14 protein-coding genes are annotated in these 15,411 nt (G+C 72.4%); 5 read left to right on the forward strand and 9 right to left on the reverse strand.

Annotated elements, in window-relative coordinates; translation table 11 throughout:
* Positions 1 to 286: 286 nt before the first annotated feature.
* On the forward strand, positions 287 to 1,075 hold the full coding sequence (locus ACFZBB_RS13180; RefSeq protein ID WP_391120853.1) for an SDR family oxidoreductase: 789 nt from the start codon (positions 287 to 289) through the stop codon (positions 1,073 to 1,075).
* A gap of 118 nt (positions 1,076 to 1,193) precedes the next feature.
* Here ACFZBB_RS13180 and ACFZBB_RS13185 read toward each other — a convergent pair whose 3' ends face one another.
* On the reverse strand, positions 1,194 to 2,384 hold the full coding sequence (locus tag ACFZBB_RS13185) for an aminotransferase class I/II-fold pyridoxal phosphate-dependent enzyme (protein WP_391120856.1): 1,191 nt from the start codon (positions 2,382 to 2,384) through the stop codon (positions 1,194 to 1,196).
* A 95-nt stretch (positions 2,385 to 2,479) separates the two neighbouring features.
* On the opposite strand from ACFZBB_RS13185, the gene ACFZBB_RS13190 reads away from it, so the two are divergent.
* A complete protein-coding gene (locus tag ACFZBB_RS13190; protein ID WP_391120859.1) occupies positions 2,480 to 3,358 on the forward strand; it encodes a hypothetical protein in 879 nt (292 codons plus the stop codon).
* A gap of 210 nt (positions 3,359 to 3,568) precedes the next feature.
* Here the strand turns inward: ACFZBB_RS13190 and ACFZBB_RS13195 are convergent, their stop codons facing one another.
* The 3 genes from ACFZBB_RS13195 to ACFZBB_RS13205 form a co-directional block, all read right to left on the reverse strand.
* On the reverse strand, positions 3,569 to 3,778 hold the full coding sequence (locus tag ACFZBB_RS13195) for a DUF397 domain-containing protein (protein WP_355337727.1): 210 nt from the start codon (positions 3,776 to 3,778) through the stop codon (positions 3,569 to 3,571).
* 172 nt (positions 3,779 to 3,950) lie between these two features.
* The gene (locus tag ACFZBB_RS13200; RefSeq protein ID WP_391120862.1) at positions 3,951 to 4,808 is read right to left on the reverse strand and encodes a Scr1 family TA system antitoxin-like transcriptional regulator; all 858 of its coding nucleotides are present in this window, start codon (positions 4,806 to 4,808) and stop codon (positions 3,951 to 3,953) included.
* Between the two features lie 405 nt (positions 4,809 to 5,213).
* Positions 5,214 to 5,915: a GPP34 family phosphoprotein gene (locus ACFZBB_RS13205; RefSeq protein ID WP_355337733.1), complete on the reverse strand. Its 702-nt coding sequence runs from the start codon at positions 5,913 to 5,915 to the stop codon at positions 5,214 to 5,216.
* A gap of 253 nt (positions 5,916 to 6,168) precedes the next feature.
* On the opposite strand from ACFZBB_RS13205, the gene ACFZBB_RS13210 reads away from it, so the two are divergent.
* Positions 6,169 to 8,718, forward strand: a complete 2,550-nt coding sequence (locus ACFZBB_RS13210; RefSeq protein ID WP_391120865.1) for a D-alanyl-D-alanine carboxypeptidase — start codon at positions 6,169 to 6,171, stop codon at positions 8,716 to 8,718.
* Here ACFZBB_RS13210 and ACFZBB_RS13215 read toward each other — a convergent pair.
* The 4 genes from ACFZBB_RS13215 to ACFZBB_RS13230 all read right to left on the reverse strand — a co-directional run bounded on the left by ACFZBB_RS13215 (position 8,702) and on the right by ACFZBB_RS13230 (position 13,310).
* Positions 8,702 to 9,415, reverse strand: a complete 714-nt coding sequence (locus ACFZBB_RS13215; protein WP_391120868.1) for a rhomboid-like protein — start codon at positions 9,413 to 9,415, stop codon at positions 8,702 to 8,704. The two genes, ACFZBB_RS13210 and ACFZBB_RS13215, sit on opposite strands and share 17 nt — an antisense overlap.
* Before the next feature lie 94 nt (positions 9,416 to 9,509).
* Positions 9,510 to 10,691, reverse strand: coding sequence for a DNA glycosylase AlkZ-like family protein (locus ACFZBB_RS13220; RefSeq protein WP_391120871.1), 1,182 nt, complete (start codon positions 10,689 to 10,691; stop codon positions 9,510 to 9,512).
* A 28-nt stretch (positions 10,692 to 10,719) separates the two neighbouring features.
* Positions 10,720 to 13,005: a heavy metal translocating P-type ATPase gene (locus ACFZBB_RS13225; RefSeq protein ID WP_391120874.1), complete on the reverse strand. Its 2,286-nt coding sequence runs from the start codon at positions 13,003 to 13,005 to the stop codon at positions 10,720 to 10,722.
* Positions 13,006 to 13,097: 92 nt separating this feature from the next.
* Positions 13,098 to 13,310 (reverse strand): cation transporter, encoded by a 213-nt coding sequence (locus ACFZBB_RS13230; protein WP_391120877.1) that lies wholly within the window; start codon positions 13,308 to 13,310, stop codon positions 13,098 to 13,100.
* 222 nt (positions 13,311 to 13,532) lie between these two features.
* Between ACFZBB_RS13230 and panD the strand changes: the two genes are divergently transcribed.
* A complete protein-coding gene (panD, locus tag ACFZBB_RS13235) occupies positions 13,533 to 13,955 on the forward strand; it encodes an aspartate 1-decarboxylase (protein ID WP_391120881.1) in 423 nt (140 codons plus the stop codon).
* Between the two features lie 105 nt (positions 13,956 to 14,060).
* Here the strand turns inward: panD and ACFZBB_RS13240 are convergent, their stop codons facing one another.
* Positions 14,061 to 14,276: a hypothetical protein gene (locus tag ACFZBB_RS13240; protein ID WP_188279703.1), complete on the reverse strand. Its 216-nt coding sequence runs from the start codon at positions 14,274 to 14,276 to the stop codon at positions 14,061 to 14,063.
* Positions 14,277 to 14,598: 322 nt separating this feature from the next.
* Between ACFZBB_RS13240 and ACFZBB_RS13245 the strand changes: the two genes are divergently transcribed.
* The gene (locus tag ACFZBB_RS13245; RefSeq protein ID WP_391120884.1) at positions 14,599 to 15,399 is read left to right on the forward strand and encodes a VOC family protein; all 801 of its coding nucleotides are present in this window, start codon (positions 14,599 to 14,601) and stop codon (positions 15,397 to 15,399) included.
* The last annotated feature ends 12 nt before the right edge of the window (positions 15,400 to 15,411 follow it).

Here is a 15,411-nt window from a genome sequence, read left to right on the forward strand (position 1 = left end):
TCTGAACTCAGATCAGAAAGCCGAACGATTTTACTCGCTCTTTGCCCGCCTTGGCATTGTCGTGACCCTGATCACCAACCCACGATGAGCGGACACTTCGCTGGACGTCGCACGAGGCCCGCGGGACGCGCGGGACACAGGAGGCAGCCGTCCGGGATACGGGATCCCGTGCGGAAGCAGAGGGGAGCGGCCGATCGCCGACGCGAGCGTGACCGCCGCGGCCTTCCCTCCTGCGGGCGCCCGCCCTATCCTGACGCTCCGTCAGGCAACGGTTGCGGAGGCCGACATGCTGCTGAACGGGAAGACCGTGGTCGTGACCGGCGTCGGCGCCGGGCTCGGGCAGCGCGTGGCGGCGGCCGTCGTACGCGACGGCGGACGGGCGGTGCTGGGCGCGCGGACCGCCGAACGGCTGGCGAAGACGGCGGCCGAGATCGACCCGGCGGGCACGTCGACGGCCTGGCTGCCCACCGACATCGCCGACGGCGCGCAGTGCGAGGCGCTGGCGGCGCTGGCGCAGGAGCGGTTCGGCGGGATCGACGCCGTCGTCCAGGTCGCCGCGCTCGACGACTATTTCGGCGGCCTGGAGGACGCGGACTTCGCCGTCTGGCAGCGGGTGCTCGACGTCAATCTGCTCGGGTCGCTCAGGCTCGCCCAGGCGTGCCTGCCCGCCCTCAAGCGTCAGGAGCGCGGCGGCTCCGTCGTGTTCATCGGCACCCAGTCCGCGGTCGCGGCGCCCAGCCAGGTCCGCCAGGCGGCGTACGCGGCCTCCAAGGGCGCCCTCACCTCCGCGATGTACTCACTCGCGCGCGAGCTGGGTCCGTACCGGATCCGGGTCAACACCGTGCTGCCCGGCTGGATGTGGGGTCCGCCCGTGCGGTCCTTCGTCGCGCTCACCGCCCGCGCCGAGGGCGTCGGCGAGGACGAGGTGCTGGCCCGCCTCGCCCGCCGCATGGCACTGCCCGAACTGGCCACCGACGGCGACGTGGCGGAGGCCGCCGTGTTCCTCGCCTCCGACCGCGCCCGCGCGATCACCGGACAGTCGCTGCTCGTCAACGCGGGCGAACTGATGCGGTGACGCGCCGTTGGAGGCGTACGGCGCGGCGCCGTCCGTGCGTACGGCGCCGCGCCGTTCCTCGTGCGCGCCGCCGCGCCGTTCCTCGTGCGCCGCCGCGCCACCAGTCGTCCCGACAGCCTCAGGCGAAGACCTTCGCCAGCCGCCGCAGCCCTTCCTCGATCTCCTCCGGCGTGTGCGTCGTGAAGGACATCCGCAGCGCCCCCGCCTCCGGCGCCTCCGCGAAGAACGGCAACCCCGGTACATACGCCACGTTGTGGCCGACCGCGGTCGGCAGCAGCGCCGTCGCGTCGTACCCCGCGGGCAGCCGTACCCACACGAACATGCCGCCCTCGGGCCGGTTCCAGGTGCTGCCGGAGGGCAGCGCGGCCGGCAGTCCGGCGAGCAGCGCGTCGCGCCGGGCGCGGTAGGCGGTACGCACCCGGTCCAGATGGACGTCCAGGTCGTGATCGGCGAGGTAGCGCGCGGCGGCGGCCTGGTCGACGGTCGAGGTGTGCAGGTCGGCGGCCTGCTTGGCGATCACGCAGGCGCGCAGCAGCGCGGCGGGCGCCCGCAACCAGCCCAACCGCATCCCCGGCGACATGATCTTGGAGAAGCTGCCGAGCAGGATCGTCCGGTCGGCGGCCTCGGGCAGCGCCGAGATCCACGGCACGCTCTCCCCCTCGAACCGCAGATCCCCGTACGGGTCGTCCTCCGCGATCCACAGTCCGTGCCGCTCCGCCACCTCGGCCACCGCGCGGCGGCGTTCGAGCGGGAGCGTACGCCCGGTCGGATTCTGGAAGTTGGGCACCAGGTAGAGCAGTTTCGGCCGTTCCCGCCGCGCCACCTCCTCCAGCGCCTCCGGGATCACCCCGTACGCGTCGGTCGGCACCGGCACCACCCGGGCGCCCGCGAAGCCGAAGCACTGGAGCGCCGCCAGATACGTCGGGTTCTCCACCAGCACCACATCGCCGGGCTCGATCAGCGCGGTCGCGATCAGCGCGAGCCCCTGCTGCGAGCCGCCGGTCACCAGGATGTCGTCCATGCCCGTCGCCAGGTCGCGCCCGCTCAGCCGGGCCGCCACGGCCGCGCGCAGCGCGGGATCGCCCTCGGTCGTCGAGTACTGGAGCACCTTGTGCGGCTGCTCGGCCAGGACGCGGGCGTACGCCTCCGCGATGGCCGCCGCGTCGAACAGCTCGGGCGCGGGCAGCCCGCCGGCGAAGGAGATCACCTCCGGCCGCGCGGTCAGCGCCAGGATCTCCCGTACCGGCGAGGCGCCCACCGAAACGGCGCGTTGGGCGAGGGCGGGCACGGCGGCTCGGGTCGAGGTCATGTCCGGCAGCCTACGAAGAATCGTTGCCATGTCCAGGTACTTTCCAGCATCCGGGCACCTTCACTTCTCCTCGTAGCTGACGTAGCGTCAGATTCATGGCTGAGGACGTGAGAACGGGCCCGGACGGCGGAACGGACGTCGAGGCGTACGGACGGCTCGCGGCCGTCGGGCCGTACGGCGTCGACGTCGGGCACGCGCTGATCACCATGGTCGAGCCGCACGCAGGGCACGAATACGCGTACAACCGGTGGTACGAGGACGACCACTTCATCGCCGGTGCGATGGCGATGCCCTGGCTGTACGCCGGGCGCCGCTGGGTGGCCACGCGGCCGCTGCTGGACCTGCGGTACCCGGCGGACTCCGCGGTCGCGCGGCCGGTCACCGCGGGCTGCTACCTGTCGCTGTACTGGATCACCGCGGGTCGCTACGACGCGCACATGCGGTGGACGGTCGGCATCAACAAGCGGCTCAATCGCGACGCCCGCGTCTACCACGACCGCACCCACGTCTTCACCGCGTTCCAGGACCGGGCGGCGAGCGTCTACCGGGACGGCGCCGCCGGTCCGCGCGACATCCACGCGCTCGACCACCCGTACCGCGGACTCGTCCTCGAAGTGCTGGAAGCGGAATCCGCAGAAGGGCGGGACGAATTACTGGAATGGCTGCGGGCCCGCCACCTGCCGAAGAAGCTCGCCGGATCACCGGCGGCGATGGTGGTGATCTTCACGCCCACTCCGCTGCCGCTCGACCGGATGTCGTATGTGAAACAGGTCGAAGGCGTCGAAACCCGGCTCACTCTCCTGTGGTTCCTGCAACAAGATCCACGCGAGGGGTGGGAAGAGCATTTCGCCGGTCACGCCGCCGAGATCGCCGGCCGGACCGACTCGGCGGGGCGCTCGGCGAAAGTGGAATTCATCGCTCCCTTCATTCCGACCGTTCCCGGCACGGACACGTACGTTGATCAACTCCGTTGATCCGTCGGCGTGATCACCCGGTCCGCCGGCCCGGTCCGCCGGCCCGGTCCGCCGGCCCGGTCCGCCGGCCCGATCCGCCGGCGTGATCACCCGGTCCGCCGTGTTGATCACCCCGCCCGGAACATCAGGACAGCAGTGAGCCCCCTCGGCTAGGACGGCGGCCAGACGAGAGGGCTCTTCTGCGGTACTGCTGAAGGTGCGCGCGCTGTACTAGTTGATCGTGAAGGCGCCGCGGTCGACGTCCGTGACGAACGCGGTCCACGCCTCAGGGGAAAAGCTGAGGACCGGACCCTGCGGGTCCTTGGAGTCGCGGACCACGACCGACTCGACGGCCGGGGACTTCACTTCCACACAGGCGCCATTTCCGGTGGACCGCGAGGACTTCATCCACGCGGGGGTACTGCCCAGCTTGATTGCCATCTCTGCTCCGGTCTGTGCTGATGGCGGCGGCGAGGTACGCCATTGCCTGACTACGCGCTCGACGCTACTAGTCAACATCACGGACCGGTGAGCCACTTCACCCAAGTGGATGGCATATTCCCGGTAACTCTTCCAATGGAAGTGAGCGGGGGTGTACCGTATCGCCCGCACTTCAGCGGGTGTATCGTTCCGCCGCCTCGGTGATGAACTGCCGGGTCTGTTCGGCGCTGAGCGCCTGGGCCCGCAGGTGCTCGTACATCACGCTGTACGCCTGCACATCGGTGTCCTTCTCCAAGTACAGGTCGCTGTTGACGCCTTCGAGATAGACGACCGTGGCATCGGTCGCGTCGGTGAACTCCAGCACCGCGAACTGCCCGCTCAAACCGGGGTGCGCGCCCGCCTCGAACGGCAGCACCTGCACGGTCACATGCGGCAGATGGCTCAACTCCACCAAATGCAGAAGCTGTTCACGCATCACGTGCTCGTCGCCGACCTTGCGGCACAGCGCGGCCTCGTCCACCACGGCCCACATCCGCAGCGGCCCGTCCCGGTCGGTGATCCGCTCCTGCCGGCGCATTCTCACGCTGACGCGCTTGTCGACCTGTTCGGGAGTGGCCTCCGGCAGATTGCCCGCGATCATCGCGGCGGCGTACCCCTGGGTCTGCAACAGGCCCGGCACCACCTGGGGTTCGAAGACGCGCAGACTGGCCGCCTCGGTCTCCAGGCCGATGTACACGCTGTACGGGATGTCGCCGAAGGCATGCCACCAGCCCTGCTGGCGCGACTCCTTGGCCATCTGCATCAGCGAGTCGACGATCCGCACGTCCTCGACGCCGTACACACCGCACAGGTCGCGCACATCGCGCTGGCTGATGCTTCGGCGCCCGTTCTCCAACCGGCTGATCTTCGACTGCGACACCAGGAGCCGGGCGGCGACCTCCTCGGCCGTCATGCCCTTCTGCTCCCGCAGCTTGCGCAGTTCCGAACCCAGCCGGCGGCGCCTGACGGTGGGATTGACGTTGGCGACCACTGGAAGTGCACCTCCACGCTGAACCTACTGATGGTCAGCAGCCTGCCACTTGCGGTCATCGGCGCGCTGGCGAATGAGGGTAACCCGACAGGGGCGTGTGCGCGGTGGTACACGGGGGTGTATACGGCGACGCGCGGTGCGACGGATCCCGGAACGTGTTCCGAGTCCCGCCGCACCGCGCGTCACAGCGGCTCCCGGAACGGGTCGCTGAGGACGGCGCGATGGTCGCGGATTGCGGTGCCCCGTCCCTGCCGACGGGCGCCGCAGCCGTCCCTGATGAGGGGGTTGCCGAGCGCTACGTGCTCACCTGCGCACGCGCTCTCACGTACTGAACGTACTGAGCGTGCCGAACGTACTGACCGTGCTGCCTGTGCTGCCTGTGCCCACTCGCTGTCGCACGCCGACTCAACGGGCGCCGGCGCGGGCCATCGTGCTGTGCCCCGCCGCTCGCGGTGCCGGAGCGGCCGGCCGCTTCGGCTGCGCCGCCACGCCGTTCTGCACATCCATCACGGCATGCGCGACGAGGCCGCCCATCGGGTCGTACCTGATCAGGTCACGCAGGCGCGATCGCGACGACCGGCCCTCGTTGCCCGGGTAGAGGTGCTTGCCGAGTCCCACGGCGTGGGCGAGCGCGGCGAGCGCGGCGGTCCGCGGGTCCGGCGGCACGCCGGTACGGATCGCACTGTCCAGCCGGGTACGGATCTCCCGGCTGACCGCGCTGTCGGACGCCTGGTACCGCGTCGTCGGCAGCACCCCGCACATCTGGCCGGGCACGGCGTGCACCATGCCGCACCGCTCCAAATGCGCGAGATACGTCTGGCGGAGCCCGAGGCGGGGTCCGCCGATCCAGTGGACGGCCCGCACCGGACTGCCGCGTCGCCGCAACAGTTCGAGAGCGGAGTCCAGGGTCGGATCTCCAGTCGGCCGTGGGTGCACCACGGCTATACGATCCCCGTCAGGGGCTATCCGTCCGGCCAGGGCCAGCTCGACGAGCTGCGCCCCGGCGAGGCCGAGGTCGAGCGATTGAGGCTGCGCCGTGGTCCCGGTCGTCGGGTCCAGTGCGAGCAGCAACAGCTCTTCCGGAATTGTTCTGCGGCTCTTGCCCATCCATGCCTCCCCGCGTGGATGAATGACAGGGTGACGCCTCTCACACCGGCCTGTCGAGAGCGCCTTTGCCTTATCGACGGGAACCGGGTGGTATGTCGTTCTCGTCTACGGGGTGGGCGGTGGTGTCGCGGACGGGTCGCGGGCCTGTCGGCGGGACACTGCCAGTGTGAGCTTTGAAGGGGTATGGGCGCCATTCGGCATCCGCCCCCGCACGATGTGTGCGGCCATTTCGTGATGTGTGGAGGAGGTCTGCGTGGCGGGCGAGTCCCCCGGCAGGGAACAGCGGCAGAGCACGTCGGGGGAGGCGGTCGAGCGGTCGACCGCTGATCCGAGGCTGGTGGTGTTCCGGGCGCCCACCGAGGGGCACGGGACACGCGTGGCGGAGGGCGTACGGGAGGAGCACGCGGGCGCCGCGGTCGGAGCCGTCCCCTCCGCGCCCCCCGAATCGGCGGACTCCGCGGGCTCCGGCGCACGCCCCCACCCGGCCGCCGCCTCCACGGCGAATACGCCGGACGGCGTAGCGGCCGTAGACGAATCCTCCGACGCGGCTCCGTCCACGACGCCGCCCGCGCCCCGCACCCCGGAGGTCCTGCCTCCGGAAGCGGAACCGAATCGTGACCTCCAGGACCCGGATTCCGCCGCCGAGGAAGCCCCCGAGGACGGGCCGGACCCCGAAACGGGTTCGGAAGCGGAAGACTCCGCGCCGACCGAGCCGCCCGCGGCGGAGCGCGACGAGCACACCGCCGTGCTCCGCGTCGGGGGGCGCGGGGGCCTGCTGGGCGTCGGCGCCACCGCCGGCGGTTCTCCGGCCGGTGACGGTACGGCTGAGGGCGCGGACGGGCACGCCGTGGACGACGCCGAGGCCGTGAACGGGGCGGGCGCCGACGACGTACCGGGTGCCGTATCGGACGCGGCCCCGGCCTCCGGCGACGGCCAGGACTCCGAGGACGCGGACCCCGAGGACGCGGACCCGGCGGCCTCGACCGACGCCGCCGACGACGTGGCGGACGCCGCGCCCTCTGCCGGTGACGCGCGGGACGCCGGTGACGCCGAGGACGCCGCTCCGGAGGACTCCGAGAGCTCCACGCCCGAGGACGCGTCCAAGAGCACCTCCAAGGACGCCCCGGAGGGCGATGCCCCCAAGAGCCCCGGCGCCCGGAGCGCCTCCGTCCTGCGCCCGCTTGTGTCCGATCTCCCCGCCGAGCGCCCGGCGGAGCGGGGTGCGGAAGGCGCCTCAGGAGCCCGTAGCGCACCCTCTGGCGCCTCCGCGCCCTATGGGGCGCCCCCGGCCCCACCGGCGGGCGCCAAGCCGCGTACGGGCCCCGTGAAGCCCTCGGAGAGTCCGGCCGCGGGCCCGATCGGGCAGCAGTCCGCCCCGCCGAAGCCCGCCGCGGGCGCGCCGCTGCCCCCGTACGCCGGGAGCCCGTCCGCGATCGGCGCCCCCACGGCGGCCTCGCCGGACGGCGCGGCGGCCGGGCCCGACGGGACGCGGTCGATGCCCGTGCCGCCGGAGCCCGAGGCGCCGCTGAAGCTGCTCGCGGAGCTGACGAACACCCCGCCGCCGCGCCAGACGCTGCTGCGGACGGTCGCGCGCCGGTTCAAGATCTGGACCCCGCTGGTGCTGCTGCTGGCGATCGTGTTCGTCGTGGTGCAGGCGCTGCGCCCGCTGCCGACGCCGTCGATGGCGCTGACCGCGGCCTCGTCGTACACCTTCGACGGCACGCCGCTGCCGCAGTCCATGCCGTGGCCGTCGCAGGGCCAGTCGGTGGCCGAGGTCGAGGGCCTGGGCTCGCTCGGCGTGCACGGCGCGCAGACCCCGGTGCCGATCGCGAGCGTCACCAAGGTGATGACCGCGTATCTGATCCTGCGCGACCACCCGCTGACGGGTAAGCAGACCGGTCCGACGATCCCCGTGGACGCGCAGGCGGCCGACGAGGCGAGTTCGAGCGACGAGTCGACCGCGCAGGTCAAGAAGGGCCAGCGGTTCACCGAGCGGCAGATGCTGCAACTGCTGCTGATCCCCTCGGGCAACAACATCGCCCGCCTGCTGGCGCGTTGGGACTCCGGCACCCAGGAGGCGTTCGTCACGAAGATGACGAAGGCCGCCGCCGACCTCGGCATGACCAACACCACGTACACCGGCGCGAGCGGTTTCGAGGAGACCACGCGGAGCACCGCCGTCGACCAGCTGAAGCTGGCCCGCGAGGTCATGAAGAACGACGTGTTCCGGTCGGTCGTCGCGCAGCCGAACATCGACATCCCCGGTGTCGGCACGATCTACAACAACAACAACGACCTGGTCAACGTGGGTGTGATCGGCATCAAGACCGGTTCGAGCACCCCTGCGGGCGGCGCCCTGATGTGGGCGGCGAACAAGAAGATCGACGGCAAGGACCAGTTGATCCTCGGCGTCGTCCTCCAGCAGCGCGGCGGCACGACCGTCTACGACAGCCTCCAGGCGGCGCTGGTCAACTCGCAGAAGCTGATCAACTCCGTACAGGGCGGCCTGACGTCGTCGACGATAGTGAAGAAGGGCGAGGTCGTCGGCTATGTGGACGACGGGCTCGGCGGTCACACGCCGGTCGTGGCGAGCAAGGACCTGAAGGCCGTGGGCTGGCCGGGCCTGAAGACGACGCTGTCGCTGACCCCCCTCAAGGACGGGCTGCCGCACACCGCGACGTCCGGCGCCGAGGTGGGCACGATCGGCTTCGGCACCGGCTCGGCCCGCACCACGGTGCCGGTCGTCCTCCAGTCCGACCTGAGCGAGCCGTCGTTCGGCACGAAGCTCACCCGGGTCGGCTGACCCCGAGCCGCCTGCGGGCGGCACCGCGCAGGCTCCGGTACGCGGCGGCCGGGTCGATCCGACCCGGCCGTCCGCGTGTCAGCGGGTAGCAGGCCAGGCCGAGCAGCACCGACGTGAAGTGCCCGACATCGGTGAAGGTGCGGCCCTCGCCCAGCGCGAGCCCGTAGAAGAGCAGCACGCAGGCGCCGTACAGGTACCGCCAGGGCATCGTGACCGCCCAGGTCAGCACCGCCTCGACCGCCGCCAGCCCGTAACTGACGCCCACGTCGAGGGTCTCGGCGGCCGACTGCGGCGCGTGCCCGTGCCGGATCGCCCACAGCAGCACGCCCTCACTGATGTACGTCGCCGCGACGTGCCCGATCAGCACGACCGTGAGCCACCGCCAGGTGCCCAGCCAGCGCTCGGCGGTGGCGTGGAAGATCGTGTAGAGCAGCACGTACGGCAGCCATCCGCCGCCGTCGATCCACAGCGCGCTGCGCACCAGGGCGCGGACCGGCTGGCTCGACAGATTGTGGATGTTCGTCGACCGCAGCCGCAGGAAGTCGTCCACCGTGGCGGGCGCCATCCGGTGGATCGCGACCGTGGTGAAGAACAGGATCGCCAGCCAGATGTACGTGCCGGGGGCGCTGCGGATGTACGCCCACACGGCGCGGGCCACGGCGCGGGTGACACGCGCTGAGCGTGAGGGGAGATGCACGCTCCGGATTCTGTCCGGAAAGCGAGGTTTATACGGCCGCGCCGCGCGAAAGCGCGGCCTACCGAGTCCAGCGGGTGCGCGGGTCCCGACCGGGTCACGCGGACAGTTCGCGCTCCAAAGGGGTGCGGAATCGCGGTGTGACCGTCACACCGCCGTCCGCGAGAAAAGCGGTGAGACGCTCCGCCGCCGCCTCGACCGCGTCCGCCGCCCGCGCGCCCCGGTCGGCCAGCAGCCGCCAGGCGACGGCGCCGTCCGCGCGGTGCGCCCAGCCGCCGATCACCTCGCCGCCCCACCACACGGTGGGCCCGACGTTGCCCGAACGGTCGAAGAGGGACGCCCGGTGCTCGGGCGGCAGGAACCAGTCGCGCTCCTGCCACCCCATGGGCGTCGGGTCCAGCGCGGGCAGCAGCGTCGCGGCGGGCGGCGGCGCGTCCGCCGACGGCCCGGCGTCACCGGGCAGTACGTGGCCGACGGCGTCCCCGTCCAGCAGCACTTCCTCGGCGCCGACCGCCGCGAGCGCCTTGCGCACCTCCGTCAGCGACCAGCCCGTCCACCACTTCAGATCGGCCGCCGTCCCCGGCCCGTACGCCCCCAGCCACGCCTTCACCACCCCGGCGCGCGCCTCGGCCACCGGCACCTCGGGCAGCGGCTCGGCGTTCGCCCACCGGAACTGGCTGCTCGTCCACGAGCCGGCCGGCCTGCGCCGCTCGATCCGGCCCTCGGCGGCCATCGTCCTGATGATCCGGCTCGCCACGTTCTGCCGCGCCTCGTACGGCTTCCCCGCCGCCACCAGCACCTGCTCGCGCAGCTCGGGCACCAGCTTCGACAGCCCCGCGCCGCTGGTCTCGCCGTGCGCGTCGAGCGCCGCGCGCACCCGCGCCTCGACGTCTTCCAGCCACGCCTCGTCCCAGCCGCCGCCCTCCGCCAGGAACGCCAGCAGCCCCTTGCGCTCCTTCGCCGCGATCTGCCGCCCGGCCGCCACGTACACCCCCGCCGCCGCCGCCCGGCCCACGACGAACATCGTGCGCCGCATCGCCAGCATCCGCACCAGCGACCCGGTCTCCCCGTACAGCGCCTCCTCCAGCGCCCCGACGCCGTCGCCCGGCTCGCGCAGCCGCGCCGCCACCGTCAGGAACACCGTCGCCGGATCGGTCGCGTGCAGCGCCACGAGCGCGTCGGCGACCTCCTCGCAGGTGCCCACGGCCCGCAGCTGCCGCCGCACAAGCCGCCCCCGCCGCTCCTCGTTCCCGACCTGTCGCCGCCGCGTTCCGCTCATGCCCTCATGCTCACACGCCCCGCCGTCACTACCGGCTCAGCGGCCGGAAGCCGCGCAGGCGCAGGCTGTTGGCCACGACGAAGACGGAGGAGAAGGCCATGGCCGCGCCCGCGATCATCGGGTTGAGCAGACCCGCCGCCGCCAGCGGCAGAGCGGCGACGTTGTAGCCGAAGGCCCAGAAGAGATTGGACTTGATGGTGCCGAGCGTGCGCCGCGCGAGGCGGATGGCGTCGGCGGCCACGCGCAGGTCGCCGCGGACCAGGGTGAGGTCCCCGGCCTCGATGGCGGCGTCGGTGCCGGTGCCCATGGCGAGCCCGAGGTCGGCCCGGGCGAGGGCGGCGGCGTCGTTCACACCGTCGCCGACCATGGCGACGCTGCGCCCCTCGGCCTGGAGGCGCCGGACGACGGCGACCTTGTCCTCGGGGAGGACGTCCGCGAAGACGTCGGCGGCGTCGATGCCGACCTCGGCGGCGACGGCCGCCGCGACGGCCGCGTTGTCCCCGGTGAGCAGCATCGGCCGCAGGCCGAGCGCCCGCAGCCGCCGTACGGCCTCCGCGCTCGTCGGCTTGACGGCGTCGGCGACGACGAGCACGGCCCGCGCCCGCCCGTCCCAGCCCACGACGACCGCGGTGCCGCCGTGCGCCTCGGCCGCCGCCTTGGCCTCGGCGAGGTCGGCGGGCAGGACGAGCCCGCGCCCGCTCAGCAGCCGCTCGCGGCCGACCAGCACCTCGTGGCCCTCGACGACACCGCGCACACCGAGGCCGGGGACGTTCTCGAAGTCCGTGACCGGCGGCAGTTCACCGGCCGCCTCGCGCGCCCCGGCGGCGACGGCCCGCGCGATCGGGTGCTCGGAGGCGTCCTCCAGGGCGCCCGCCAGCCGCAGGACGTCGGCCTCCTCGGCTCCCGACACACGCACCCCGGTCAGCGTCATCGACCCGGTCGTGACCGTCCCGGTCTTGTCCAGCACGACCGTGTCGACGGCCCGCGTCGACTCCAGCACCTCGGGCCCCTTGATGAGGATGCCGAGCTGCGCGCCGCGCCCGGTGCCCACCATGAGCGCGGTCGGCGTGGCGAGCCCGAGCGCGCACGGGCAGGCGATGATGAGGACGGAGACGGCCGCGGTGAAGGCGGCGGTCGCGCCCTCCCCGGTGAGCAGCCAGAAGGCGAGCGTGCCGAGCGCCAGCACGATCACGACGGGCACGAAGACGGCCGAGATCCGGTCGGCGAGCCGCTGCGCGGCGGCCTTGCCGTTCTGCGCGTCCTCCACCAGCCGTGCCATACGGGCGAGTTGGGTGTCGGCGCCGATCCGCTCGGCCTCGACGACGATGCGCCCGCCCGCGTTGACGGTGGCGCCGGTGACCCGCGAGCCGGGCCCGACCTCGACCGGAACGGACTCCCCGGTGAGCATCGACGCGTCGACGGCGGAGCCCCCGTCGCGTACGACGCCGTCGGTGGCGATCTTCTCGCCGGGACGTACGACGAAGTGGTCGCCGACCGCCAACTCGCCGACGGGGATACGCACTTCCCGCCCGTCGCGGAGCACCGCGACGTCCCTGGCGCCCAGTTCGAGCAGCGCGCGCAGCGCCGCCCCCGCCTTCCGTTTGGCGCGGGCCTCGAAATACCGCCCGGCCAGGATGAACGCGGTGACCCCGGCCGCCGCCTCCAGATAGATGTGGCCGCTGCCGCCGCCGCGCGAGACGGTGAGGTCGAAGGAGTCCTTCATGCCGGACATGCCCGCGTCGCCGATGAACAGCGCCCACAGGGACCAGCCGTAGGCGGCGAGGGTGCCGACCGACACCAGGGTGTCCATGGTGGCGGCGCCGTGCCGCAGATTCGTCCAGGCGGCGCGGTGGAAGGGCCAGCCCGCGTAGACCACGACCGGTGAGGCGAGCGTCAGCGCCAGCCACTGCCAGTTGTCGAACTGGAGCGCCGGGATCATCGACATGGCGACGACCGGCACGGCGAGGACGACGGCGGTGATCAACCGCTCGCGCAGGGAGGTCGATTCGGGGTCGCGAGCCGCGCCGGCGGCGGTCCCGTCGGCGTCGGCCGGGGGCGCGAGCGGGGGCGGGGGGAGCGCGGCGGTGTACCCGGTGGCCTCGACGGTCGCGATGAGATCGCCGACCGCGACTCCCTCGGCGTACGCCACCTTGGCCTTCTCGGTCGCGTAGTTGACGGTGGCGCTGACGCCGTCCATCCGGTTGAGCTTCTTCTCGATCCGCGCGGCGCAGGACGCGCACGTCATGCCGCCGATCTCCAGCTCGACCGCCTGCTCGGCCGCCGCCGTCCCGCCGTCCTTCGCCGCCGTGGTCATCGCCGCTTCCGCTCCCCTCGTGTCCCCTTCTTGCCTTTCCTGCCTTCCGGCCCCTGCCCCCGGCCCCCGCCGTGGGGGCCGCGAAGCGCCGGTCAGGCGCGGCCGACCAGTTCGTAACCCGCCTCGTCCACGGCGGCGCGTACCGACTCGTCGTCCACCGGCTGCTCGGACGCGACGGTCAGCAGACCGGTCGAGGCGACCGCCTTGACGGAGGTGACACCGGGAATCGCGGTGACCTCCTTGGTGATCGCGGACTCGCAGTGACCGCAGCTCATTCCGGCCACGGAGTAGACGGCCTCGCTCATGGTGTTCTCCTCGATACGTGCGTGCGTGCCTGCTGGTGCGGACGCGCTTTTCCGTCCGCCGGGAACAACCATATACCCCCTAGGGGTATTCCACGAAGCTGAGATCTTCCGCACTCCGGGCGCCCCGCCGGTCCCGGCGCGCCGGGCGCTCGCCTAGGCTGGACGCGTCGGCGCGTACCCGTGGCAGGGACGCGACCAGCCCTTTCACCAGGAGGCGGCAGCGTGCTGCGCACCATGTTCAAGTCGAAGATCCACCGGGCCACCGTGACCCAGGCGGATCTGCACTATGTGGGCTCCGTGACCGTCGACGCCGATCTGATGGACGCCGCGGACCTGCTGCCCGGCGAACTCGTCCACATCGTCGACATCACCAACGGCGCCCGGCTGGAGACCTATGTCATCGAGGGTGAGCGCGGCTCCGGCGTCATCGGCATCAACGGCGCCGCCGCCCACCTCGTGCACCCCGGAGACCTGGTCATCCTGATCAGCTACGCGCAGGTCGAGGACGCCGAGGCCAGGGTGCTGCGCCCGGCCGTCGTCCATGTGGACGCCGGCAACCGGATCGTCGCGGTCGGCGGCGACCCGTCGGAGCCCACCCCCGGCGCGGACACGCTCCGCCCCCCGCACGCCGTGGCGCGGGTCTGACGGCCGTAGCCGGACGGCTGGTGTGCCGGGTGCCCGCTCGCTGATCGCGGGGTGTTCGCGGACCGCTCGTGGCGCGTCGCGCCCCCGTGCGTCCGACGGTGAGCGTTACGCGGCGGTGACGACCGCCGCGCCGCTCACCGGGCCGACGGCCGGGCCCTGGACCGGGCGTATCGGCATCTGGGTACCACGCGCGGCGGCGGTCCACTCGGCGCGCAGCCGCGCCAGCTCCGTGAGCTCTTCGGCCGTCCAAGGCCGGTCGCCGTGCTCCTGCACATAAGCGCGCAGGGCCGCGTTCGCTTGATCGAGACTTCCCCCGTACATGTGAACCACAGTAGACGGCGGCACTGACAATCCCGAATCCGTTAAACACCGCGCGTGACCGTGTCGATGCGGCACGGCGCCTTCCGTTTCGCCCGCCAAGGCGGTGACCTGCGCACGAACGGCGATGGTCGGGACCAGCTGCCATGCTGGGTGTGAGAGAGGACACTGCGTCCCAATCGGACAAAAAGCCCGGCACCCACCCGATCCGCCCGGCACCCACCCGATCCGCCCGGCACCCACCCGATCCGCCCGCCACCCCTGATCCGCCCGGCGCCTGCGATCCGCCCGGCCACCGCACGACAGCTCCAGGAGGAAGGCACCCATGCTCACCAACGACTACGTGCCCGGCGCGCCCGACTGGATCGACCTGGGCAGCCGCGACACCACGGCCGCCGCCGCGTACTACGGCTCGCTCTTCGGCTGGGAATTCGAGCCGGGCGGCCCCGCGTCCGGCGGGTACGGCACCTTCGTGCGGGACGGCGCGACGGTCGCCGCGCTGGGCCCGCTCCAGGACACCGGCGCCCACCCGGCCTGGACGGTCTACTTCGAGACCGCCGACGCCGACGCCACCACGGCCGCCGTCGAGGAGAACGGCGGCACCGTACGGGTACCGCCGATGGACGTCTTCGACCAGGGCCGCCTCGCCTCCTACACCGACCCGACCGGCGGCGAATTCGGCGTCTGGCAGCCCGGCACCAACAAGGGCCTGGACCACGTCGGCCCCTGGGGCCTGTGCTGGACCGAGCTGTACACACCGCAGGCCCAGCGCGCCAAGGACTTCTACGCCGCCGTCCTGGCCTGGGACTACGAGGACATGCCGCTGCCCGGCGACGCGTCCGCCGACGTCTACACCGTGGTGTCCCGCTCCGGCGGCGGCCAGGACGGCTCGCACGGCGGCATCCTCCAGCTCGGCCCCGACCTGCTCCCCACCGGTACGGCCTACTGGCAGCCCTACTTCGGCGTCGATGACTGCGACGCCGTCGTCGCCAAGGCCACCGAGGGCGGCGGCACGGCCCTCATGCCCCCCACCGACTTGGCGGGCGTCGGCCGCCTCGCCCTGCTGACCGACCCCGAGGGCGCGTTCTTCGCGGTGCTCACCTCGGCGGCCTCGATGACGTCCTGAGCCCGTACGGCC

The organism is Streptomyces sp. NPDC008139 (assembly GCF_042957025.1).
Classification (GTDB): Bacteria; Actinomycetota; Actinomycetes; order Streptomycetales; family Streptomycetaceae; genus Actinacidiphila.

What these genes read in the sequence shown, in the direction of transcription:
- ACFZBB_RS13230 (WP_391120877.1), bottom strand. Translation starts at nt 13,310, where the DNA reads ATGAGCGAGGCCGTCTACTCCGTGGCCGGAATGAGCTGCGGTCACTGC.
- ACFZBB_RS13190 (WP_391120859.1), top strand. Translation starts at nt 2,480, where the DNA reads ATGGCTGAGGACGTGAGAACGGGCCCGGACGGCGGAACGGACGTCGAG.
- ACFZBB_RS13220 (WP_391120871.1), bottom strand. Translation starts at nt 10,691, where the DNA reads ATGAGCGGAACGCGGCGGCGACAGGTCGGGAACGAGGAGCGGCGGGGG.
- ACFZBB_RS13195 (WP_355337727.1), bottom strand. Translation starts at nt 3,778, where the DNA reads ATGGCAATCAAGCTGGGCAGTACCCCCGCGTGGATGAAGTCCTCGCGG.
- ACFZBB_RS13245 (WP_391120884.1), top strand. Translation starts at nt 14,599, where the DNA reads ATGCTCACCAACGACTACGTGCCCGGCGCGCCCGACTGGATCGACCTG.
- ACFZBB_RS13180 (WP_391120853.1), top strand. Translation starts at nt 287, where the DNA reads ATGCTGCTGAACGGGAAGACCGTGGTCGTGACCGGCGTCGGCGCCGGG.
- ACFZBB_RS13225 (WP_391120874.1), bottom strand. Translation starts at nt 13,005, where the DNA reads ATGACCACGGCGGCGAAGGACGGCGGGACGGCGGCGGCCGAGCAGGCG.
- ACFZBB_RS13240 (WP_188279703.1), bottom strand. Translation starts at nt 14,276, where the DNA reads ATGTACGGGGGAAGTCTCGATCAAGCGAACGCGGCCCTGCGCGCTTAT.
- ACFZBB_RS13205 (WP_355337733.1), bottom strand. Translation starts at nt 5,915, where the DNA reads ATGGGCAAGAGCCGCAGAACAATTCCGGAAGAGCTGTTGCTGCTCGCA.
- ACFZBB_RS13185 (WP_391120856.1), bottom strand. Translation starts at nt 2,384, where the DNA reads ATGACCTCGACCCGAGCCGCCGTGCCCGCCCTCGCCCAACGCGCCGTT.